The following is a 22,200-nucleotide window of genomic DNA, read 5'->3' on the forward strand; positions in this document are numbered from 1 at the left end:
TATGTGTGGAATTGTCGGCGTGATCGGAACGCGCGATGTCGTGCCGCTGCTGGTCGATGGCCTGAAGCGGCTGGAATATCGCGGCTACGATTCCGCCGGCGTGGCGACACTGGTGAAGGATGGCACCATCGAGCGCCGCCGCGCCGAAGGCAAGATCGTCAACCTGCAGGAGCGGCTGAACAAGGAGCCGCTGCAGGGCCTGATCGGCATCGCCCATACGCGCTGGGCCACCCATGGCGCACCCAATGAGTCGAATGCGCATCCGCATGCCACCAGCCGCGTCGCGCTGGTGCATAACGGCATCATCGAGAATTACCGCGAACTGGGCGAGGAGCTGATCGCCAAGGGCCACAGCTTCCAGAGCCAGACCGATACCGAGGTGGCGCTGCGCCTGATCGACCAGTATCTGGCCGAGGGGCTGAAGCCGGAGGAGGCGGTGAAGACCGCGCTGGGCCGTCTGCGCGGCGCCTTTGCGCTGGCCATCCTGTTCCATGGCGAAACCGACCTGCTGATCGGCGCCCGGCGCGGCGCGCCGCTGGCCGTCGGTTTCGGCAATGGCGAGATGTATCTTGGCTCGGATGCGCTGGCGCTGGCGCCGCTGACAGACAAGATCGCCTATCTCGACGAAGGCGACTGGGTGGTGCTGAGCCGCGATGGCGCCCGTTTCTTCGATGCCGAGAACCGGTCGGTGAAGCGCGAGGTCCGCCCCACCGCGATCAGCGGCGCGATGATCGGCAAGGGCAACTACCGCCACTACATGCTGAAGGAAATCTACGAGCAACCGGCGGTGATGGGCGACACCATCAACACCGTGGTCAGCCCGACCGACCGTTGGGTGCATCTGCCCGATCTGGGCCTCGATCTCGCCAGGATCACGCGCATCACCATCGTGGCCTGCGGCACCTCGTATTATTCCGGCCTGGTGGCGAAATACTGGCTCGAACGCTATGCCCGCATCGGCGTCGAGGTCGATGTGGCTTCCGAATTCCGCTACCGCGAAGCGCCGGTCGATCCCAACGGCCTGTCGATCTTCATTTCGCAGTCGGGCGAAACCGCCGACACGCTGGCGGCCATGCGCTATGTCAAGGCCAACGGCGGTCGCACGCTGGTGATCGTCAACGTGCCGGAAAGCAGCATGGCGCGCGAGGCCGATGGCGTGCTGCCGACCAAGGCGGGTCCGGAGATCGGCGTCGCCTCGACCAAGGCCTTCACCTGCCAGCTCGTCACGCTGGCCGCCTTCAGCCTCGCCATGGCACGGGCCCGCAAGGCGCTGAGCGAGGAAGAGAGCGCGCGGCTGATGGCGGCGCTGATGGAAGTGCCGGCGCAGGCCGCCGAGGTGCTGAATCACGACGAGGAGCTGCTGGCGCTGGCCGAGAAGATCATGGATGCGCGCGACGTGCTGTATATCGGCCGCGGTCCGTGTTTCCCGCTGGCGCTGGAAGGCGCGCTGAAGCTGAAGGAAATCTCCTATATCCATGCCGAAGGCTACGCCGCTGGCGAGCTGAAACACGGCCCGATCGCGCTGATCGACGAGCAGGTGCCGGTGATCGTGATCGCGCCGAGCGACAGCCTGTTCGAGAAGACCATCTCCAACATGCAGGAGGTGATGGCGCGCGGCGGCAAGGTGATCTTCATGTCGGACAAGGCCGGCCTGGCCCATGTGGACGAGCGCACCTTCGCCACCGTGGTGCTGCCCGAGGTCGAGCCTTTCGTGGCGCCGATCCTCTATGCCATCCCGGTGCAGCTGCTGGCCTATCATGTCGCCGTGCTGAAGGGTACCGATGTGGACCAGCCGCGCAACCTGGCCAAGTCGGTGACGGTGGAATGATCGCGGGGGTTCGGCGATCCGCTGGCTGGGTTATTGTGATGCTCGTCGCATTATTGACGGCGCATGCACGAGCGGCCTCCGATCCCGAGCGAGATGTCCTGATCCGTTGGTTGGCCGATTACGTCGTGGCGAAGCCGAATATTTCCACAAACCGTCTGATATGGGAGCCAGAGTTCAATCGGTTGCTGGATAATGCCGTGCCGAATCCGATTCCGCTCTATCTTGGCATGACGCCGAATAGGGAGGTGGAAACGCTACGTTATCACCTCGGCACGGTCCTGGGTGGCCCCCCGAACCCTGTGCGGGTCACCGAGGAGCGCTATATCACTGCTAGCGCCTGCCGGCCCCATTCATGCCCTGAAAAGGGTTTGGTTTGGGTGGATACCGCAACCAGTCAGCTGGTCGTAGTGGTTCGACACTTCCTTTATCAAGATCAGCGGCGTTCGCTGGACAGCGGCGACTTGATGATCGCTACAAAAGATCGCGCTGATTTCCATGACTTGCCCAGCGCCTTTTTCCAGGAGTTGAAGAGCTGGCTGGACGCTGAGAAAAATTCGATTCCCCGGTATGATATCCAACCGGCATATGTCCGGTTTGCGGGCAATCGTAATACAATCGTCGATGTCACCGATATGTATCGGCGCGTCGTACAGCAATAGAGAGAACAACAAGGTGTTGCCATGAGTGTCGTCGAGCGTGGCCTGCTGCCGTTCCGCCTGAGCATCTGCGGCATCGCCGAGCTGGAACAGTTCGCCGGCGACGTGACGCATATCCTCGGCATCCTCGATCCCGGCACGCCGCAGCCGGACGGCTATGTGCACCATCCCCAGGCCCTGCGCGACGAGTTCCGCTTCTACGACATCGTCGCCGATGACGGCAGCCGCACCATGCCGACCGAGGCTGATGTCGCCGCCATCCTGAAGGTGGGCGAGAAGCTGGCGGCGCAGCCGGTGCGCCATCTGCTGGTGCACTGCTTTGCCGGCGTGTCGCGTTCCACCGCTTCGGCGGTCGCCCTGATGGCGCAGCGCAATCCCGGCCGTGCCGCCGATATCTTTGCCGCATTGGGCGACATCCGGCCCAGGGCCTGGCCCAATACGGTGATGATCGGCCATGCCGACCGCATGCTGGGGCTGGGCGGCACGCTTGTCGAAGCGCTCCGGCTGCACCACATTGCCACAGCCCATCGCTACCCCGAGGTCCGGACCTTGATCTCCAGCGTCGGTCGTGGGCATGAATTGCCTGCGGAATATGCTGCGGAAGGACCCGACCCCCATGAGCCAGTATGATTTCGACCTTTTCGTGATCGGCGGCGGGTCCGGCGGCGTACGCGCCGGACGGATCGCCGGCGGCTACGGCGCGAAGGTGGCGGTGGCCGAGGAATACCGCTATGGCGGCACCTGCGTGATCCGCGGCTGCGTGCCGAAGAAGCTGCTGGTCTACGGCTCGCATTACGCCCATGATTTCGAGGATGCCGCCGGCTTCGGCTGGACGCTCGGCGAACCCAAGTTCGATTGGGCGACCATGATCGCCAGCAAGGACAAGGAAATCGGCCGGCTGGAAAAGATTTACCGCAGCCTGTTCGAGAATGCCGGCGCCAGGACCTTCGACGGTCGCGCCACCCTGAAAGACGCCCATACCGTGCTGATCGGCAACAAGGCCGTGACAGCCGACAAGATCCTGATCGCCAGCGGCGGCCATCCGGTCAGGCCGGCGATTCCCGGCGCCGACCTGATGATCACCTCGAACGAGGCGTTTCATCTGAAGGAACAGCCGAAGCGCATCGTCATCGTCGGCGGTGGCTATATCGCACTGGAATTCGCCGGCATCTTCAACGGTTTCGGCTCCGCGGTGACGGTGCTGTATCGCGGCGAGCAGATCCTCCGCGGCTTCGATGAGGATATCCGCAGCCATCTGGCCGCCGAACTGGTCAAGACCGGCATCGATCTGCGGGTGAAGACCGATCTGACCAGGATCGAGAAGAAGGGCAACGCCCTCGTTGTACATCTGACCGACGGCAGCAGCATGGAGGTGGATGCCGTGATGGCCGCCACCGGCCGCAAGCCGAATACCGACGGACTCGGCCTCGAAGCCATCGGGGTGAAAACCGATGCCGATGGCGCGGTGGTGGTGAACGAGTATTCGCGCAGCAGCGTGGAGAATATCTACGCCGTCGGCGACGTGACCAACCGCATCAACCTGACGCCGGTGGCGATCCGCGAGGGCCACTGCTTTGCCGATACCGTGTTTGGCAACAAGCCGCGCTCGCCCGACCATGCCGATGTGCCGGCCGCCGTGTTCAGCCAGCCCCCCGTAGGCACGGTGGGCCTGAGCGAAACCGACGCGCGCAAAACATACGGCGAGGTGGATGTCTACCGCACCAGCTTCCGGCCGCTGAAGGCCACGGTATCGGGCCGCGACGAACGCGCGATGATGAAGCTGGTGGTGGATGCGAAAACCGACCGCGTGATCGGCGCCCATATGGTGGGCGCCGATGCCGGCGAAATCCTGCAGGGCATCGCCATCGCCATCAAGGCCGGCGCGACCAAGGCCGATTTCGACGCCACGGTGGGGATTCATCCGACGGCGGCGGAAGAATTCGTCACCATGCGCGAGAAGGTCAAACCCTGATGCAGGCCCGGCCGCGCGACGATGCCGGGATCACCCTGATCCTCGGCGGCGCGCGTTCGGGCAAGTCGCGGCTGGCGGAAACGCTGGCCGAGAAGCGGGATGGCCGCCTGGTTTATATCGCGACTGCCGAAGCCTGGGACGAGGAGATGCGCGCGCGCATCGCCGAACACAAGCTGCGCCGCGACGACCGCTGGCACACTATCGAGGCGCCGGTTGCCGTGGCTGAAGTGCTGCAGGCGCTCCCGGCCGAGACAGGCGCCGTGCTGATCGACTGCCTGACCCTGTGGCTGTCCAACCTGATGCATGCCGGCCGCGACCTGGGTGCCGAGACCGCAGGCTTGCTGACGGCGCTCAACACTGCGCGCTTCCCCGTGCTGCTGGTGTCCAACGAGGTCGGCCTGGGCATCGTGCCGGAGAACAAACTGGCGCGCGACTTCCGAGATGCCCAGGGCCGGCTCAACCAGGCGGTGGCTGCCGCTGCCGATCACGCGATTTTCATGGCCGCCGGCCTGCCGCTCGTGCTGAAGTAAGCGCGGCATGACACTCGCGCGCAGCCTGATGTTTCAGGGTACCGGCTCCGATGTCGGCAAGTCGGTCCTCTGCGCGGGCGTGATCCGCGCCCTGGTGCGGCGCGGCCATCGGGTGCTGCCGTTCAAGCCGCAGAACATGTCGAACAATGCCGCCGTCACCGCCGATGGCGGCGAGATCGGCCGCGCCCAGGCACTGCAGGCGCGTGCCGCCGGGGTGGCGACCAGCGTGCATATGAATCCCGTGCTGCTGAAGCCGCAGGGCGACCGCACCAGCCAGATCGTGGTGCAGGGCAAAATCTATGCGCAATGCGATGCGCGCGGCTATCTGGCGAAGAAGGCCGAGCTGTGGCCCTTCGTCGCCGAGAGTTTCGGCAAGCTGAAGGCCGAGGCCGATTTCGTCATCGTCGAAGGGGCGGGCTCGCCGGCCGAGGTCAACCTGCGTGCCAACGACATTGCCAATATGGGTTTCGCCAGCCGGGCTGATGTGCCCGTCGTGCTGGTCGGCGATATCGACCGCGGCGGCGTGATCGCCTCGCTGGTTGGCACGGCGGCGCTGCTGGAACCGGAAGAGCTGGCGCTGGTCTGCGGCTATGTGATCAACAAGTTCCGTGGCGATCCGACGCTGTTCGAGGATGGCCTGCGGGTGATCTCCCAGCGCACCGGCTGGCGCAGCTTCGGCGTGCTGCCGCATCTGCCGGAGGTGGCGCGGCTGCCGGCCGAAGATGCGCTCGGTCTCGACAAGCCGAATACCAGCAGTGGTGAAATCGTCATCGCCGTGCCGCGTCTGGCCCATATCGCCAATTTCGACGATTTCGATCCGCTGCGGCAGGACACCCATGTGCGGCTGGTCTTCGTCAATCCGGGGCAGCCGCTGCCGGCCGAGGCCGCGCTGGTGATCCTGCCGGGCTCGAAGGCCACCATCGCCGATCTGAGATTCTTCTGCGCCCAGGGCTGGGATGTCGATCTGGCCGCGCATCTGCGGCGCGGCGGCCGCGTGCTCGGCATCTGCGGCGGTTATCAGATGCTCGGCCGCAGCATCAGCGACCCCAGCGGTATCGAAGGTCCGGCCGAGGCGGTCGAGGGTCTCGGACTGCTGGCGGTCGATACCGTACTGACCAAGGCCAAGACCCTGACCGAGGTGCAGGGTTTCGAGCGCTTCACCGGCGAGGCTGTGCGCGGCTACGAGATGCATGTCGGCAGCACGGCAGGCAACGATGCGGCGCGACCGTTCCTGCGCCTGCAGGGCCGGCATGACGGTGCGGTGTCGGAAGACGGCCGCGTGGCGGGCTGCTACCTGCACGGCCTGTTCGCGGCCGATGCGTTCCGTGCGGCGTTTCTTTCGCAGCTCAGCGGCCGGGATATCGCCGCCGGCAGTTACGAGGCCGGCGTGGACGACGCGCTGGATGCGCTCGCCGCCGCCATCGAGCGGCATCTCGATATCGACGCCCTGATCAAAGCAGCGCGATAGCCCCGAGCAGTGCAGCACCGGACAGCAGCAGTCCGGCGACGGCATAAAGTTTCAGCGCGCGGCGGATATCGGTGGCGGTTGCTTCGCTGCGGCCATCGCCCATCCAGTGATCCTCGACCCAGCCTTCGGCATAGCGGCGCGGCCCGGCCAGCCGCAGCCCGAGCGCACCGGCCATGGCGGCTTCGGGCCAGCCGGCATTGGGCGAGCGATGCCTGCCGGCATCGCGTTCGACCGCCGCGAAAGCAGCGCCGGCGGACGCACCGGGCAGGACTGCTGCGGCCAGCACCAGCAGCAGGGCCGAGAGCCGCGAAGCGGGCAGGTTGACCAGGTCGTCGAGCCGCGCCGCCGCCCAGCCGAAGGCGCGATAGCGATCCGACTTGTGGCCGATCATGCTGTCGGCGGTGTTGATCGCCTTGTAGAGCGCGATGCCGGGCAGGCCGCCGATGGCGAGCCAGAAGGCCGGCGCCACCACGCCGTCGGAAAAATTCTCGGCCAGGCTTTCGATCGCGGCACGGCTGACCCCGGCCTCGTCCAGGCTTTCGGGGTCGCGGCCGACGATCATCGCCACCGCCTCGCGGCCGCCCACGATGCCGCCGTCTTCCAGGCCGCGCGCCACGGCGACCACATGATCCCACAGGCTGCGCTGCGCCAGCAGGCTGGCGGCGAACACGGCCTCCACGATCCAGCTGTCGCCCGGCAGCAGGACGGCGAGCCAGTGCCGCACTAGGCTGGCGGCATACCACACCGCCAGCAGCAGCAGGGCCAGCGCCAGCAGGCCGGTGAGACGGCGCCACAGATCGCTCCAGGCCGGTCTGTTGAGATGACGTTCCAGCAGGCCGATCAGCGCGCCGATCCACACCACCGGATGGCGGATCGCGCGATAGAGCGGCGCGGGCCAGCCGAGCAGGGCTTCGATGCCGAGCGCGACGACAAGGAGCCAGAGGTTGATCGCAGCCGGGTACACCGTAAGATCGCCGCCCATGACAGAGGATGATTCCACCATGGCGGCGGCAGCACCGGCCAGTCAACTGGTCCATGGGCAACCGGCGCCGTCCATCGTTGCCCATGGCGGCGATCTGAGCGGTCTGCGCGCGGCGCCCGGTGCCTATGCGGGCGACTGGCTCGATCTCAGCACCGGCATCAATCCGTTTCCCTGGCCGTTGCCGGACCTGCCGGCCGAGGCATGGACCCGGCTGCCGGGCGCCGACGGGATGGCGGCGCTGCTGGATGCCGCACGACAGGCCTATGGCGTGCCGGCCGCGGCCGGCATCGTCGCCGCGCCGGGCACCCAGGCGATCATCCAGCTGCTGCCTTTCCTGTTCCCAACCTCACGCATTGCCATCCTCGGCCCCACCTATGCCGAACATGCCCATGTCTGGCGGCAGGCCGGGCATGACGTGCGCGAGATCGACGGCGTACCGGGCAGCCTGAAGGACATCGACGTGCTGCTGACGGTCAATCCGAACAATCCGGATGGCCGCGCGCTCGGCCTGCCGCTGCTGCATCGCTGGCATGCCGAACTGTCGTCGCGTGGCGGCTGGCTGATCCTGGACGAGGCTTTTGCCGATGTGGCGCCGGAGGTTTCGCTTTGCGCCCAGGCCGGTACACCGGGCCTGGTGATCCTGCGCAGCTTCGGCAAGTTCTTCGGCCTGGCCGGACTGCGACTCGGTTTCATGCTGGCGCCGGCTGAGATGACAGGGACTGTCAGCGTCGCTCAGGGCCCCTGGGCGGTGAGCGGCCCGGCGCTAGAGATCGGTGCGGCGGCGCTGAAGGATGCTGCATGGCAGGCGCAGATGCGCGACGAGCTGCGCATGCGCAGCAGGCGGTTCGACCAGGGCATGCGCGAGCGCGGCATCCATGTACTGGGCGGCACGGCGCTGTTCCGGCTCGCCAAGGTCAGCGATGCCGCCGGTTTTGCGCAGGCCTTGCGCGGCCAGGGCATCCATGTGCGGATTTTCGAGAAACAACCGCAGTGGATGCGCTTCGGCCTGCCGGTCGACGAGGCGGAATTCTGGCGCCGCCTCGATCTGGTGCTGCAGGATTTCAGGCTTTAGTGCAGGCGGCGTCACGCCACCGAACGGGCCTTGCTTCTTGCCGTCTCAATGTCGCGCACCGGCGGCAGGCCGTATAGGCGGCCGTATTCCCGAGTGAACTGCGACACGCTTTCATAACCGACCGCGAAGGCCGCGCTGCTGACGGGCATATTTTCCGACAGCATCAGCCGGCGGGCTTCGATCAGGCGCAACTGCTTCTGGAACTGTAGCGGCGAGAGAGACGTCACGGTGCGGAAATGCTGGTGGAATGAGGAGGGACTCATTCCGGCCATGGCGGCCAGGCGCTCGACCGGAATCCGCTGGGAAAAATCGGCGCGCAGCACGGCGACGGCGCGGGCGATGCGCTGCACATGGCCGTCCGGCCAGCCAAGCCGCCGGATCGCCATGCCATGCCGGCCGGTCAGCAACCAGTAATGCATCTCGCGCAGAAGCTGCGTGCCCAGCACCGGCAGCGAAGCCGGACGTTCGAGTAGCCGCATCAACCGCAGTGCCGCATCGGCCACTTCGGAATCGGTCGGCTCGACCCGCACCGGCGCGGGATCGGCCACATGCGCAGCCTTCATCGCCACCGCCAGATCGGTAATGATCGTCAGGTCAAGTTCCAGCACCAGCGAGATATAGGGTGCGGCGATGCTGGCCCGCGTGATCTGGCTCACCGTCGGCACATCTGCCGTGATCAGCAGGCTGTCGCCGGCGGAGAAGGGAAAGCCCTGCATCCCCATCGTCACATGCTTGCTGCCCTGCAGGACCAGACAGACGAGTGGCTGCGAGATCGCGTAGACGAGATCGCTGGACGCAGTGGCGCGTACGAGGAAGAGGCCGGGGATCGGCGTTTGCGCGATCCCGTTCGCATCTGCCTGGGCTTCGGTATAGCGGCGCGCCGTATCGAGCAGCGTGGTCATGCAGCAAGCCTAGCCGGTCTCCGGCCGGCCTGCACCGGATTTTGGAGGATTAGGCAAGGAACGCCGAGCTTCTGGCAACAAAGCCCGGTATTCCGGCCCGATATTCGGTTCGTCACCCCCACCAGGAGATGGACCATGAGCAAGATCACCCTCGTCACCGGCGCCAGTCGCGGCCTTGGCCGCAACACCGCGCTCAGCATTGCCCGCCGCGGCGGCGATGTCATCCTGACCTATCAAAGCCGGAGTGCGGAGGCCGAAGCCGTCGTTGCCGAGATTCAGGCGCTGGGCCGCATGGCCGCCGCCTTCCAGCTCGACAGCGGCGATGTCAGCGGCTTCGCACCCTTCGCCGAACGGCTGCGCAAGGCCCTGCGCGAAACCTGGGGGCGGCAGAGCTTCGACCATCTGGTGAACAATGCCGGCCATGGCGACTATGCACTGATCAGCGACACCACCGAGGCGCAGTTCGACGGCCTGATGAACGTTCATTTCAAGGGTGTCTATTTCCTGACGCAGGCTTTGCTGCCGCTGATCGCCGATGGCGGCCGCATCGTCAACCTATCGTCGGGCCTTACCCGCGTTTCGTATCCCGGCTATGCCGCCTATGCAGCGATGAAGGGTGCGGTCGAGGTACTCAGCGTCTACATGGCGAAGGAGCTGGGCGCGCGAGGCATTGCGGTCAATACCGTCGCGCCGGGCGCTATCGAGACCGATTTCGGCGGCGGTGCAGTGCGCGACAACCCGGAAATCAACAAAATCTTCGCCGAGATGACTGCGCTGGGTCGCGCTGGCCTGCCGGATGATATCGGCCCGATGATCGCCAGCCTGCTGTCCGAAGACAATCGCTGGATCAATGCCCAGCGGATCGAAGTTTCCGGTGGCCAGGCCATCTGAAGGCGATGGCGGATCGGGTGGGTGTCGGCGGAGGCGTCTCTGCCGGCATCTCGTCCACCTCGGCCAGGCGCGGCCCTGTTCAGCGTCTGCCGGTCAGGCTGCGTTTGTAGAGCAGGCTGGCGGCGATGACGAAGACGCTGACCAGCGCGATCAGCAAAGTGGAGATCGCATTGATCTCGGGCGAGATGCCGAGCCGCACCGCGCTGTAGACCCGCACGGGTAATGTCGTGGCACCCGGGCCATTGACGAAGGAGGCCAGCACCACGTCGTCGAGCGACAGCGTAAATGCCAGCAGCCAGCCGGCCGCCAGCGCCGGTGTCAGCGCCGGCACCGTGACCAGCATAAAGGCCTGCACCGGCCCGGCGCCGAGATCGCGCGCGGCGGCTTCGAGATCGGGATCGAGGCCGACCAGCTTGGCCTGCACGATCACCAGCACGAAGGCGGCGCCGAACGTGGCATGCACGATCATCACCGTGGCCAGGCCGCGTTCGATATCCAGCGAGACGAACAGCAGCAATGTGGCGACGCCGAGAATCACCTCGGGCAGCACCATCGGCGCCAGCATCAGGCCGGCAAAGACCTGCCTGCCGGGAAAACGGCCGAGCCGGGTCAGCGCCAGTGCCCCCAGGGTTCCCAATAAAGTTGCAAGCGTGGCCGCCACGGCGCCGATCTGCAGTGAATGCCATGCCGCCTCCAGATAGGCCGGGCTGGAGAACAGCACGCCGTACCAGTGCAGCGAAAAGCCGCCCCAGACCGTGACCAGTTTCGAGGCGTTGAAGGAGAACACCACCACCAGCAGGATCGGCAGGTAGAGGAAGGCGAGGCCGAAGCCCAGTGCAGCCAGATTGAGCGGGCTGAATCTGTTCATCGCGCCGCCCTGCCGAGTTCGAGCCGCTGCAGCGTCATCGCCGGCACCAGCAGCAGCAGTGTCAGCAGCACCGCCAGCGCGCTGGCCATCGGCCAGTCGCGGTTGGAGAAGAATTCGGTCCACAGGGTCTGGCCCAGCATCACGGTGGCCGAGCCGCCGAGCAGATCGGGGATGACGAATTCGCCGACCATCGGGATGAACACCATCAGCCCGGCGGCGAGAATGCCGGGCCGCGCCAGCGGCACGGTGACCAGCCAGAAGGCTTTCATCGGCGTGGCGCCGAGATCGATGGCGGCCTCGGTGAGTTTCGGCGACTGCCCGGCGAGGCTGGCATAGATCGGCAGGATGGCGAACGGCAGGTAGCTGTAGGTCATGCCGAGCACGACGCCGAAGCCGGTATTCACCAGCACCAGCGGCGTGTCGATGATGCCGAGGCCGAGCAGGGCGGCATTGATCAGGCCCTCGGGCTTGAGCAGCGCGATCCAGGCATAGACGCGGATCAGGAATGAGGTCCAGAAGGGCAGGATGATGAGGGTGAGCAGCAGCGGCTGCCAGCCCTTCGGCGCCCGCGTCACCGCGCGCGCAATGGCGAGGCCGAGGACCAGGCAGCACAGCGTCGCCAGCCCGGCGAACAGCAGGCTGTTGCCGAGCGCGCGCAGGTACAGCGCATCCTCCAGCAGCAGGCTGTAATTGCCCATCTGCGCCGCCAGCGCGCCGTCGCGGAACAGAGGCGTGAACGGCGGCTGGGCCAGCTGGGCTTCGGCGAAGCTGATTTTCAGGATCAGCAGCAGCGGCACCACGACGAACACCGCGGTCCACAGCAGCGGCAAGGCGAGCAGACCGAGGCGTCGCGGTGTCATGCCTCTTCGGCCCGCAGCGGCACCAGCGCGTCGGCGTCCCAGCTGAGCCAGACCGGCTGATCGAGTTCCAGCAACGGCTCATGCAGGGCATTGAGCTGCGAGGCCTTCAGCACCTGACCGTCGTCCAGCCGAACGGAAATCCCCGTCATGTCTCCGATATAGTCGATATCGGTGATGATGCCGCTGGCGGTGTTCGGACCGGGTACCCAATGAGGAGCCGGGGGATCGCGCGAAATCTCGATCTGCTCCAGCCGCAGCGCCAGTTCCTGCCGGCCACCGCGGGTCGGCCGGTCGGCATCGGCGCTGTAATGCAGCAGCAGGGTGCCGCTGCGTGCCGCCACCAGCCCGCCGATGCCGCTTTCGACGGCGGCATTGAACAGGTTGGTCTCGCACATCAGGCTGGCGACGAAGCGATCGACCGGCCGGTCGTAGACGCGGCGCGGCGCATCCAGCTGGCGGAAGCGGCCGCGATTCATCACCGCGATGCGGTCGGCCAGCGCCATGGCCTCGTCGTTGTCATGGGTCACGAAGACGAAGGCGATGCCGGTCTGGCGGTTCAGCCTGCGCAGTTCGGCCTGGGTCTGCTGGCGCAGGCGCTTGTCCAGCGCGCCGAGCGGCTCGTCGAGCAGCAGCAGGCGCGGCCGTTTCACCAGCGCGCGGGCCAGCGCCACGCGCTGCTGCTGGCCGCCCGAAAGCTGATGCGGCTTGCGCGCGGCAAAGTCGGCAATCTCCAGCATCGCCATCGCCTCGCTGGTGCGGCTGGCGATCTCGGCCGTGGCCAGGCCCTCGCGGCGCAGGCCGAAGGCGATGTTGTCGCGCACGTTCAAGTGCGGGAACAGCGCATAGGACTGGAACATCATGTTGACCGGTCGCCGGTGCGACGGCAGCGCTGTGATGTCGCGTCCATCCAGCAGGATGCGGCCGCTGTCGGGTGCCTCCAGTCCGGCGATCAGGCGCAGCAGGGTGGATTTGCCGCAGCCGGACGGACCGAGCAGGACAAGCGATTCACCATCCTCGACGCTGAGATCGAGAGTGTCGACCGCGGGTTCGGCGCCATAGGATTTGCTGACGCCGCTCAGCTGCAGCAATGGCACGATCTAGTTGCCGCCCTTCACGCGGGTCCAGGCGCGGGTCAGCAGGCGCTGCTCGGCCTGATTGGACGGCACCACGGTATAGAGGTTCTTCAGCGCCTCGACCGGCGGGAACACATCCTTGTCGGCCATCGCATCCTTCGAGACCAGTGACAGCGACTCCGGCACGGCATTGGGATACTGCACGGCATTGGTGATCTTCGCGATCACTTTGGGCTGCAGGATGTAGTTGATGAAGGCATGCGCATTGTCGGGGTTGGGCGCATCGGCCGGGATCGCCATCACGTCGAACCACTGCTGCGCGCCTTCGCGGGGCAGCAGATACTGCACGCGCACGCCTTTCTTCGCCTCTTCGGCGCGGGTACGGGCCTGCAGGATGTCGCCCGAGAAACCGTAGGCCAGGCAGGCATCGCCATTGGCGAGGTCGTTGATGTACTGCGAGGAGTGGAACTTGCGGATATAGGGGCGCACCTTCATCAGCACGGCCTCGGCTTTGGCAATGCTGGCGGCATCCTTGGCGTTCGGATCGAGGCCGAGATATTTCAGCGCCGCCACCATGATCTCGTCGGGCGCATCCAGCAGCACGACGCCGCAATCGGCGAACTTCGACACGATTTCCGGATCGAACAGCATTTTCAGCGAATAGGCCGGCGGGTTGGCCATGCGCTGTTTGATCTTGTCGGGGTTGAGCCCGATACCGCTGGTGCCCCAGAGATAGATGGCGGCATGCTGGTTGCCGGGGTCGTATTTCGCCAGCCGCTCCATCTGCGCCGGATCGAGTCTGGCGAAATTCGGAATCTTCGTCCTGTCGAGCGGGCGCAGCAGTTTGGCCTGCACCTGGCGCGCCATGTAGTACTGCGTCGGCACCACCACGTCGTAACCGCTTTTGCCGGCCAGCAGTTTGGCTTCCAGCGTGTCGTTGGAGTCGTAGACGTCGTAGCGCACCCTGATGCCGGTCTCGACCTCGAAATCCTTCAGCACCTGCGGATCGACATAGTCCGACCAGTTGTAGACGTTGACGGCTTTTTCCTGGGCGACCGCACCTGTGAACGGGGTGCCGAAGGAGAGGGCGGCCAGCAGGGCAGCTAGCATGGGCAGGCGGGTCAGATACATGGGGCGGCTCCGGGTTGGTTGCCGGATTATGACAACCCGGCTCTGGCCGGGCAACGCCGTCGCGCCGGATCATCCCGCCGGTAACCTTCTGTGGATTGTCACCAAAGTTTCACGACTGTCTCCGACTTATCCCCAGCCTTTCATCGGCCTGTCATCGAATCGCGATGTAATCGGGAATCGGTGATTCGGCCCCTGACACGGCAGGGGAGCGTCCAGGGAGAGAGCAGTCATGCGTATTCTGATCGTTTCCGATGCATGGCACCCGCAGGTCAACGGTGTGGTGCGGACCCTGACCAAGACCCGCGAGGTGCTGGAAAAGCGCGGCCATGTGGTCGAGGTGGTCGGGCCCGGCGAATTCCGCCGCATCCCCTGTCCGACCTATCCCGAAATCGAGCTGGCGATCCTGCCCTACCGCAAGCTGGTGCGGATGATCGAGGCCTTCGCGCCGGATGCCATCCATGTCGCCACCGAGGGACCGCTCGGCATGGCGGCGCGCAAATACTGCAGGCGCAACGACCTGATCTTCACCACCGCCTATCACACCAAGTTCCCCGAATATGTGCATGAGCGCAGCGGCCTGCCGCTCAGCTGGAGCTATGCCTTCATGCGCTGGTTCCACAACGGCGGCGCCGGCATGATGGTGGCGACCGACAGCCTGGCGCAGAGCCTGTCCGAGCGCGGCTTCAGGAACCTGAAGACCTGGTCGCGCGGCGTGGATATCGAACGCTTCAGGCCGCGCCCCAAGGACATTCTCGACCTGCCGCGGCCGATCTACCTCTATGCCGGCCGCGTCGTGGTCGACAAGAATATCGAAGCCTTCCTCAAACTGAAGCTCGACGGCACCAAGCTGGTGGTCGGCATCGGCCCCGACCTGGAAGCCTATCGCGCCAAGTATCCCGAGGCGATCTTCGCCGGCTATTTGGAAAACGGCCATCTCGCGAGCTATTTCTCGGCCGCCGATGTCTTTGTCTTCCCCAGCCTGACCGACACCTTTGGCCTGGTGCTGCTGGAGGCGCTGGCCTCAGGCGTGCCGGTCGCCGCCTATCCGGTCACCGGCCCGATCGACATCGTCGGTCCGCATCCGGAAGTCGGTCATCTGGACGAGGATCTGGCCGTTGCCATCAGGGGGGCTTTGGGCAAATCGGCGGAAGCCTGCCGCGACTTGGCGCTGCAGTATTCCTGGGAAGCCTGTACCGACCAGTTCCTGCGCAACCTAGCGCCGCTGCGCCGGCCGCTGACGCAGGGTGAAACGGCGGCGAGGGCGGCCTAGGCCGCTGAAAACGCTGCCGGCAGCCGGACGTTATCGCGGCAGGTCGCTGCCGTGGGCGATCACCGGATAGATGCCGGCCAGAATCTGATCCACCTTGCTGCCGGACATCAGGGGCAGGGCAAGCTTGTCGACCTGGATGTGATTGCGGATCGAGGGGCTGAAGCGGGACACATAGACTGGTCGCTGCAGCCGGGACACCTCGTCGTATTCGACGAGCGGGCGGTCACCGATCAGGATCACCGAATCGATCACTGTCTTGTAGGTGAGGTCGAAGCCGAAAATCTCCGTCAGATTGGAGCCGTACAATCGGAACCGGATGTCTTCCCGGCTGTGCAGGTTATCAAGGATCAGCAGGTGTCCGAGCCAGGGTTTCAGTTCGAACACACTGAAATCGCTGCGTGAGGGGGCGAGTCGGCCATGACGTTTGGCCGCCCAGAGTTCATACAGTTCGCGCAACATCCGATTCCCGATCTGCGGCGCCGGTGGTGGCGCGCGATTCGGCAGGGGCGGGAGCGTGAGGTGATTCATGTCCGGTCTCTCGCAGTTTTGATGCGCCGGAACAGCCGAAAATCGTGTATTTATGCGCACCATTTGCAGCATGGCAGCGTTTTGTATGCAGGACATACTCCCGCAGGGTTACGGCGAGAGGGTTCGGGTCTGTCGTATAGGAAAGGCCGGAATCCGGCCCGCGTGCCGTTCATAAAAAGAACTATGTCGGCATGGCCGCAACCGCTTACATGCGCATGCAATGCGATGCTGGGGGAGATTGATGTCGCATTCCGTTGCCCAGATTTCGCCGGCGCTGCTTGAGCAGCTTTATCTCGGCGCCGTGGACGAAGACGAGATAAAGTGTTTCCTGAGCGATCTTGCGCTCGCCTTCGATGCCAGCCTGGCCTCGTTCGCGACCATGGATGGCCGGTCGCGGCATGACAGCCTGCGGATCACGCGCTGGGCCGACCAGCGCGACTATGTTGGCGATGTGCCCGGCTACTACGCCGTCCGCAGCCCGTTCCGCCCGATCATGATGCTGGACAACAACTTCGGACGGGTCATGACCTGCAGCGAGATGGTTTCGCCCTCGCGACGGTCGCGCGACGTGTTCATCAACGAATTCCTGCGGCCGAACGACCACGAGTATCTGGTGACGGGCACCTTCGCCAGGTCGGGCGACAAGTATAATTACTTCGTTCTCAACCGTGGCCAGCGTTTCGGCGATTTCGATGAGTCGACGGTGAGGGGGCTGCAGTCGCTGGTGCCGCATCTGCGCACCATGCTCCGCCTGCGCAACAGCATGGTGGCGCGCGAGCGGCATATCGGTTTCTCGCAGACGATGGCGGATCGCAGCGGCGATGGGCTTGTGCTGCTCGACCGGCATGGCCGGGTGCATTCGATGAACGCGCGCGCGGCGGACCTGCTGGCCGAGGCCGATGGCCTGTCGGTCAAGGCATCCCGCCTCAAGGCGGCCAGCAGCGAGGATGACGCGCATCTCAATGCGGCCTTCCAGCAGCTGCTGCACGGCGATGCGCCGGATACGATGCAGCCGGGACTGTCGCTGACCGTGCGGCGGCCTTCCGGCGCCCAGGCGTATCGTTTGCACGTCATGCCGCTGACTCTGCGCAAATTCCTGTTCGCGGGCGATGATGTGGAGCTGGCGGTGCAGATCGTCGGGCGGCGGGTGACCGGCGAGATCCAGGACGGTATTGCGGCGCAGTATGGTTTGAGCGCCGCAGAGGTGCGGGTGGCGACGCATCTGCTCGCCGGCGTGCCGCTGAAACAGATCGCCGATGTGCTGGGCAACAGCGTGAACACCATCCGCGTGCATCGTCGCAATCTGTACCGCAAGCTCGGCGTGAACCGGCATTTCGACATGCTGCGCCTGCTGGGCGGCTGAGTTCCGGCGGCGCAACGGACAGGACCGTATTGGTTCAATGGTCCTGCAGCTTGCAGGGAGCGGCATCCTGCCGCTAGGGTTTCCGCCAACTCATATATCAGTTGGAGGAAGCCCGAATGGCCATCGAGATCCTGCAGACCACCGCCATGCCCCCGGCGATCCAGAAGGTGCTGGATGGCAGCTATACCGTGCACAAGCTGTGGGAAGCCAAGGACAAGGCGGCTTTCCTGGCCGAGATCGCCCCGCGCGTGCGCGGCATGGCCACCTCGGGCGGCGCCGGCGCCAGCCGCGCGCTGATCGAGGCGCTGCCCAAGCTGGAGGTCATTTCCAGTTTCGGCGTCGGCTATGACGCGATCGACATCGACTGCGCCAGGGAGCGCGGCGTCACCGTCACCAACACGCCCGATGTGCTGACCGAATGCGTGGCCGACACCGCCATGGCGCTGACGCTGGCGATGATGCGCCGCATCCCGCAGGCCGACCAGTTCGTGCGCACCGGCCGCTGGCCGAAGGACAAGTTTCCGCTGACCGACAAGCTGGGCGGTCGCATCATGGGCATTGTCGGCGCCGGCCGCATCGGCCAGGCGATTGCCAAACGCGCCGAGGCCTTCGGCCTGCAGATCGCCTATTTCGGCCCGCGCAAGAAGGCCGAGCTGGCCTGGCGCTATTACGACAACCTGGTTGCCATGGCCAAGGATGTCGACATCCTGATGATCTCCTGCCCGGGCGGCAAGGAAACCAACCAGCTGGTCAATGCGGCAGTGATCGCCGCACTCGGCCCGGAAGGCTACCTGGTCAACATCGCGCGCGGCAGCGTGGTGGAGGAGCCCGCGCTGGTGCAGGCGCTGGTGGAGAAGAAGCTCGCCGGCGCCGGCCTCGACGTGTTCGCCGACGAGCCCAATGTGCCCGAGGCGCTGTTCAAACTGGATACCGTGGCGCTGGCGCCGCATGTCGGCTCCGGCACGCATGAAACGCGGCAGGCGATGGGAGACCTGATGCTGAAGAATCTGGAGGCGTGGTTCGCCGGCAAGCCCGTTCTGACGAAAGTGGTCTGACCAAGGTGGTGTGAACCGGGGTCGTCTGACGGATCAGCTTTCGCTGTCGAGGCTACTCTTGGGGCTGCCCAGCCCCATCAGCTTGCTGCGGTTGCCCAGCATGATCTTGTGCAGCATTTCCATCGCCATCAGCTTCATATTCTGGTCGATGAATTTCCGCTGCTCGTCCAGTTGCGCCTGCACCGCCGAATTGCCATAGGGCGCATTCTGGGCCAGTGCCGTGGCCTGGCCATCCAGCGGCACGATATCGAGACCGGCCGATTTGCTGTCCAGCTTGGCATTGAAGAAGGCATAGATCTCGCCGAGCGAACGCGGCTTGCCGTCGGGGGTGTAGAACACGCCCTTGTTGGCGGAGGCTGCTTCGGGCAGCAGGGCGGCCGCGCTCTGCGCCGGGTTGTCTTTCAGGCCGGTGAGGAATTTGGTGGCGCCGCCGGCACCGAGGAAATGGCCGAGATAGAGATCGACCTTCTTCGCCTCGACGCCGAATTCGCGCGACAGGATCTGCTGGTTGCTGCGGGCATATTCGGCCGCCATGACCGAGGCGATGCGCGGATCGTCGCGCAGGGCCAGGATGTCGCGACGTGCATCGGCGTCGCTGACGCGCGGCTTGCCGTCGCTGCCGGTGACGATCTTCTGCGCCTGTTCGGCCAGGCCGTGCTTGGCGCCGTGGTCGCGCACGGTTTCCAGCCAGGTGCTGTCGATGAACTGGAACAGGCCACGCGCCGAGCTGGTCCTGGCCTGCGCGTCCGCCTTGAAGCCGCTTTCCTGCCCGGCCTGGGCGACCAGGTAGGCGAAGTCGATGCCGGTGCGGCTGCTGGCCTGCTTCAGCGTGCTGAGCAGTTCGTAGCTGACCTGGTGGCCGCCGATGCGGTAGCTCTCGGCGGCGGTTGCAGGCGACGGACGAAACGGCGTGACGGGAGCCATGCAGCGGTAAAACCTGATATGAGCCGGAGTATCCTCTAGCCGATCCGGGGGAAAGATTCGGTTAACATTCCGGTCGGTACGGTATCCCCTTGTTTACAAACGGATTTGCGGGCAAACAGGCGATATGAGCGAAACCTGGGCGGCGATGATGGCGCAGCTGGACTGGTCGAAGGACGGTCCGTGGCTGGCGCTGCTGTTGCTGCTGGTCGGCGGCATTGCCCTGCCGGCCGGACTGTACGCCCTGCTGGACCGCTGGGCCGCCTCGCGCCTGCGTATCGATTCCATCGCGCTGGCCACCCGCTACGGCGGCTACATGAACTCCTGGGCGGTGTTCGGCCGCCATGCCAGCGAATACCGCGACCTGCGGCCGCTGTTTCCCGAAGCGCAGGCGGCGGAACTGGCGCGCTTCCATGACGGCACGGCCTGCATTGCCGCGCGGTTCCGGACCCACGACGCGGCCGAGGCGGCAGCCGAGCAGCGCTTCGGCAGCTTCGCCTCCGCCGGCGTCGAATACGCCGATGCCGGCGTCTCGTTCAAGACCGGCCCTGTCGCCGGCAGCGAGAAGAAAGGCTATGCGCGCGGCCAGTGGCTGGTGATCGGCGATACGCTGTTCGCCTTCTACGGCCCGGACAGCCAGGCGCTCGCCCGGAGGCGCCATGCCATCCCGGCCTTGCGCGCCCGCCGTTTCCCCGGCCCGCTGCGCCTGCTGCACAGCCGCATCGGCCATGGCGTGGCGGTCCTGCTCTGGCTCGGCCTGCTGCTGTTCGTCGCCGGCCGCTGCCTCGAACTGACCGCCATGCGGCCGGGCGCGGGCGCGCCGGTGACGATGACCGAACTGCGCATGCGGCTCGGCGCGCTGAATGCCGGCGGCCAGCGCGCGGCGACCGAACTGCGGCCGGGCGGCATGACCATTGCGCGCCATGGCGACGATCTGCGCCAGCATGATCTCGGCCTGCTGGCCGGGCGCGACTGGCTCATCGGACTCGATCTCACCTTCGACCGCGAGCGCAATACGGTGAAGGCGCTGCCGCTGGTCGGCCGCAGCGGCGCCGCCGAACGGATCGGCGCAGCCTTGCCGCCGCCCAAACGCTGGCGCAACAACACGCTGCTGGTCGAGGCCGATGATCCCCTGGTGCTCGCGGTGCGCGATGCCGTAACGGAAGCCGGCTGGACCTGGCAGCCGGTGCTGGTGCCGGCCCTGCCTGTGGCGCTGTGGCAACCCGGCTGGGCTTGGCTCGGTTTCGGCGGCTGACCTATACTCTCCGCAACAGTAAGCGGAGGAAACCATGCGCAAGGGCTACAAGGCGATGCTGGACGAGGCCATGCAGGCCATCGTCACGCTGACGCCGGAACAGGCGGCGGAGCAGTATAACCAGCCGGATGTCGTTCTCGTCGATATCCGCGACCCGCGCGAGCTGGAACGCGACGGCATGATCCCCGGCGCCTTCCATGCCACACGCGGCATGCTGGAATTCTGGATCGATCCGGAAAGCCCGTATCACAAGCCGGTCTTCGCCGAAGACAAGCAGTTCATCTTCTTCTGCGCGGGCGGCCTGCGTTCGGCGCTCGCCACCAAGACGGCACTGGACATGGGGCTGGAGAAGATCGCGCATATCGAGGGCGGCTTCGGTGCCTGGAAGAAAGCCGGCCTGCCGACGGCGGAATGGAAACCGAAGGACAAGAAATGAGCGGGCCTCTTACGGGACTGAAAGTCATCGAGATGCCGGCGATCGGCCCGGTGCCGTTCTGCGGCATGCTGCTGGCCGATCTGGGCGCCGACGTGCTGCGCATCGACCGCGAGGGCGAGGTCGATCTCGGCCTGCCGATCGAACCGAAGTACGAACTGCTCGGGCGCGGCAAGCGCTCGCTGGCGCTCGATCTGAAAAACCCGCAGGCGATTGCGCTGGTGCTCGACCTGATCGGCAAGGCCGATGTACTGGTCGAGGGCTTCCGCCCCGGCGTGATGGAACGTCTCGGCCTCGGGCCCGACGTGGCGCAGGCCAAGAATCCGAAACTGGTCTATGGCCGCATGACCGGCTGGGGCCAGCAGGGTCCGATGGCGATGGCGGCGGGCCATGACATCAACTACATCGCGTTGACCGGCGCGCTGCATGCCATCGGCAATCAGAATGGAAAGCCGGTGCCGCCGCTCAATCTGGTCGGCGATTTCGGCGGCGGTTCGCTCTATCTCGCCATGGGTATTCTGGCGGCACTGTTCGAGCGTCAGCAGTCGGGCCGGGGACAGGTGATCGATGCCGCCATGGTGGATGGCGCCGCCTCGCTGATGACCATGTTCTACGGCATGAAGGGTGCCGGAATGTGGAGCGACACGCGCGGTGCCAACATGCTGGATTCCGGCGCGCCGTGGTACGACACCTACGAATGCGGCGACGGCGGTTTCGTTGCCATCGGCTCCATCGAGGGCAAGTTCTACGCCGAACTGATCGGGAAACTCGGCCTCGATCCGGCGACGCTGCCGAAGCAGCACGACCGCAAGCGCTGGCCGTCCCTGCGCGCCGCCATCGCCGCCACCTTCAAGACCAAAACGCGCGACGAATGGTGCGCCATCATGGAAGGCAGCGACATCTGCTTCGCCCCCGTGCTCGGCCTCGACGAGGCGCCGCGTCATGCCCATATGGCGGCGCGCGAGACGTTCGTTTCTCCCGACGGCGTCACCCAGCCGGCGCCGGCGCCACGCTTCTCGCGCACGCCCGGCGCGATCCGCCGCAAGCCGCCGCAGCGCGGCGAGGGCGGTGAGCAGGTGCTGGCCGATTGGGGTGTGGCTAAAAAGGTGACCGCCGCCGAGTAGCGGCTGCCCGCTTTCCGG

At 65.7% G+C, this 22,200-nt stretch carries 22 protein-coding genes; 14 read left to right on the plus strand and 8 right to left on the minus strand.

Going from position 1 to position 22,200, the window contains the following annotated elements:
* The first annotated feature begins 1 nt into the window (after position 1).
* Genes glmS through OJJ21_RS03405 form a run of 6 tightly spaced genes read left to right on the plus strand, consistent with a single transcriptional unit; the run spans position 2 to position 6,454 of the window.
* Positions 2–1,828, plus strand: a complete 1,827-nt coding sequence (glmS, locus tag OJJ21_RS03380) for a glutamine--fructose-6-phosphate transaminase (isomerizing) (protein ID WP_297683148.1) — start codon at positions 2–4, stop codon at positions 1,826–1,828.
* A gap of 38 nt (positions 1,829–1,866) precedes the next feature.
* Complete coding sequence (locus tag OJJ21_RS03385; protein WP_297683150.1) at positions 1,867–2,487, plus strand: hypothetical protein; 621 nt, start codon at positions 1,867–1,869, stop codon at positions 2,485–2,487.
* 21 nt (positions 2,488–2,508) lie between these two features.
* Positions 2,509–3,114, plus strand: coding sequence for a protein-tyrosine-phosphatase (locus OJJ21_RS03390; protein ID WP_297683152.1), 606 nt, complete (start codon positions 2,509–2,511; stop codon positions 3,112–3,114).
* Positions 3,101–4,456, plus strand: coding sequence for a glutathione-disulfide reductase (gene gor / locus OJJ21_RS03395; protein ID WP_297683154.1), 1,356 nt, complete (start codon positions 3,101–3,103; stop codon positions 4,454–4,456). The genes OJJ21_RS03390 and gor overlap by 14 nt, the downstream gene beginning before the upstream one ends.
* On the plus strand, positions 4,456–4,986 hold the full coding sequence (gene cobU, locus OJJ21_RS03400) for a bifunctional adenosylcobinamide kinase/adenosylcobinamide-phosphate guanylyltransferase (RefSeq protein ID WP_297683156.1): 531 nt from the start codon (positions 4,456–4,458) through the stop codon (positions 4,984–4,986). The genes gor and cobU overlap by 1 nt, the downstream gene beginning before the upstream one ends.
* Positions 4,987–4,993: 7 nt before the next feature.
* Positions 4,994–6,454, plus strand: coding sequence for a cobyric acid synthase (locus OJJ21_RS03405; RefSeq protein WP_297683158.1), 1,461 nt, complete (start codon positions 4,994–4,996; stop codon positions 6,452–6,454).
* Here OJJ21_RS03405 and cbiB read toward each other — a convergent pair.
* A complete protein-coding gene (cbiB, locus tag OJJ21_RS03410; protein ID WP_297683160.1) occupies positions 6,438–7,436 on the minus strand; it encodes an adenosylcobinamide-phosphate synthase CbiB in 999 nt (332 codons plus the stop codon). The two genes, OJJ21_RS03405 and cbiB, sit on opposite strands and share 17 nt — an antisense overlap.
* On the opposite strand from cbiB, the gene cobD reads away from it, so the two are divergent.
* A complete protein-coding gene (gene cobD, locus OJJ21_RS03415) occupies positions 7,435–8,508 on the plus strand; it encodes a threonine-phosphate decarboxylase CobD (protein ID WP_297683162.1) in 1,074 nt (357 codons plus the stop codon). The genes cbiB and cobD overlap by 2 nt on opposite strands.
* Before the next feature lie 11 nt (positions 8,509–8,519).
* Here the strand turns inward: cobD and OJJ21_RS03420 are convergent, their stop codons facing one another.
* On the minus strand, positions 8,520–9,410 hold the full coding sequence (locus tag OJJ21_RS03420; protein ID WP_297683164.1) for an AraC family transcriptional regulator: 891 nt from the start codon (positions 9,408–9,410) through the stop codon (positions 8,520–8,522).
* A gap of 135 nt (positions 9,411–9,545) precedes the next feature.
* Between OJJ21_RS03420 and OJJ21_RS03425 the strand changes: the two genes are divergently transcribed.
* Positions 9,546–10,301: an SDR family oxidoreductase gene (locus OJJ21_RS03425; RefSeq protein ID WP_297683166.1), complete on the plus strand. Its 756-nt coding sequence runs from the start codon at positions 9,546–9,548 to the stop codon at positions 10,299–10,301.
* 79 nt (positions 10,302–10,380) lie between these two features.
* Here OJJ21_RS03425 and OJJ21_RS03430 read toward each other — a convergent pair whose 3' ends face one another.
* From OJJ21_RS03430 to OJJ21_RS03445, 4 genes are read right to left on the minus strand one after another with little or no spacing between them, the layout of a single operon-like run.
* Positions 10,381–11,169, minus strand: coding sequence for an ABC transporter permease (locus OJJ21_RS03430; protein WP_297683168.1), 789 nt, complete (start codon positions 11,167–11,169; stop codon positions 10,381–10,383).
* On the minus strand, positions 11,166–12,029 hold the full coding sequence (locus OJJ21_RS03435; RefSeq protein WP_297683171.1) for an ABC transporter permease: 864 nt from the start codon (positions 12,027–12,029) through the stop codon (positions 11,166–11,168). The genes OJJ21_RS03430 and OJJ21_RS03435 overlap by 4 nt, the downstream gene beginning before the upstream one ends.
* The gene (locus OJJ21_RS03440) at positions 12,026–13,123 is read right to left on the minus strand and encodes an ABC transporter ATP-binding protein (protein WP_297683173.1); all 1,098 of its coding nucleotides are present in this window, start codon (positions 13,121–13,123) and stop codon (positions 12,026–12,028) included. The genes OJJ21_RS03435 and OJJ21_RS03440 overlap by 4 nt, the downstream gene beginning before the upstream one ends.
* A 3-nt stretch (positions 13,124–13,126) precedes the next feature.
* A complete protein-coding gene (locus OJJ21_RS03445; protein ID WP_297683175.1) occupies positions 13,127–14,233 on the minus strand; it encodes a polyamine ABC transporter substrate-binding protein in 1,107 nt (368 codons plus the stop codon).
* A gap of 229 nt (positions 14,234–14,462) precedes the next feature.
* Between OJJ21_RS03445 and OJJ21_RS03450 the strand changes: the two genes are divergently transcribed.
* Positions 14,463–15,503: a glycosyltransferase family 1 protein gene (locus tag OJJ21_RS03450; RefSeq protein WP_297683177.1), complete on the plus strand. Its 1,041-nt coding sequence runs from the start codon at positions 14,463–14,465 to the stop codon at positions 15,501–15,503.
* A 30-nt stretch (positions 15,504–15,533) separates the two neighbouring features.
* On the opposite strand, the gene OJJ21_RS03455 is transcribed toward OJJ21_RS03450, so the two are convergent.
* Complete coding sequence (locus tag OJJ21_RS03455) at positions 15,534–15,962, minus strand: PAS domain-containing protein (protein ID WP_297683179.1); 429 nt, start codon at positions 15,960–15,962, stop codon at positions 15,534–15,536.
* Positions 15,963–16,272: 310 nt separating this feature from the next.
* Between OJJ21_RS03455 and OJJ21_RS03460 the strand changes: the two genes are divergently transcribed.
* Together OJJ21_RS03460 and OJJ21_RS03465 are read left to right on the plus strand one after the other, a co-directional pair.
* Positions 16,273–17,394 (plus strand): helix-turn-helix transcriptional regulator, encoded by a 1,122-nt coding sequence (locus OJJ21_RS03460; protein ID WP_297683181.1) that lies wholly within the window; start codon positions 16,273–16,275, stop codon positions 17,392–17,394.
* Positions 17,395–17,510: 116 nt separating this feature from the next.
* Positions 17,511–18,449 (plus strand): 2-hydroxyacid dehydrogenase, encoded by a 939-nt coding sequence (locus tag OJJ21_RS03465; protein ID WP_297683184.1) that lies wholly within the window; start codon positions 17,511–17,513, stop codon positions 18,447–18,449.
* 33 nt (positions 18,450–18,482) lie between these two features.
* On the opposite strand, the gene OJJ21_RS03470 is transcribed toward OJJ21_RS03465, so the two are convergent.
* On the minus strand, positions 18,483–19,373 hold the full coding sequence (locus OJJ21_RS03470) for a transglycosylase SLT domain-containing protein (protein ID WP_297683186.1): 891 nt from the start codon (positions 19,371–19,373) through the stop codon (positions 18,483–18,485).
* Between the two features lie 124 nt (positions 19,374–19,497).
* Between OJJ21_RS03470 and OJJ21_RS03475 the strand changes: the two genes are divergently transcribed.
* From OJJ21_RS03475 to OJJ21_RS03485, 3 genes are read left to right on the plus strand one after another with little or no spacing between them, the layout of a single operon-like run.
* The gene (locus OJJ21_RS03475) at positions 19,498–20,625 is read left to right on the plus strand and encodes a hypothetical protein (protein WP_297683188.1); all 1,128 of its coding nucleotides are present in this window, start codon (positions 19,498–19,500) and stop codon (positions 20,623–20,625) included.
* Between the two features lie 34 nt (positions 20,626–20,659).
* The gene (locus OJJ21_RS03480) at positions 20,660–21,061 is read left to right on the plus strand and encodes a rhodanese-like domain-containing protein (RefSeq protein ID WP_297683190.1); all 402 of its coding nucleotides are present in this window, start codon (positions 20,660–20,662) and stop codon (positions 21,059–21,061) included.
* Entirely contained in the window at positions 21,058–22,182 is a 1,125-nt protein-coding gene (locus tag OJJ21_RS03485; RefSeq protein ID WP_297683192.1) for a CaiB/BaiF CoA-transferase family protein, read from the plus strand. Before OJJ21_RS03480 ends, OJJ21_RS03485 begins: the two co-directional genes overlap by 4 nt.
* Positions 22,183–22,200: the final 18 nt, after the last annotated feature.

This window comes from Ferrovibrio sp., from assembly GCF_025869515.1.
Classification (GTDB): Bacteria; Pseudomonadota; Alphaproteobacteria; order Ferrovibrionales; family Ferrovibrionaceae; genus Ferrovibrio.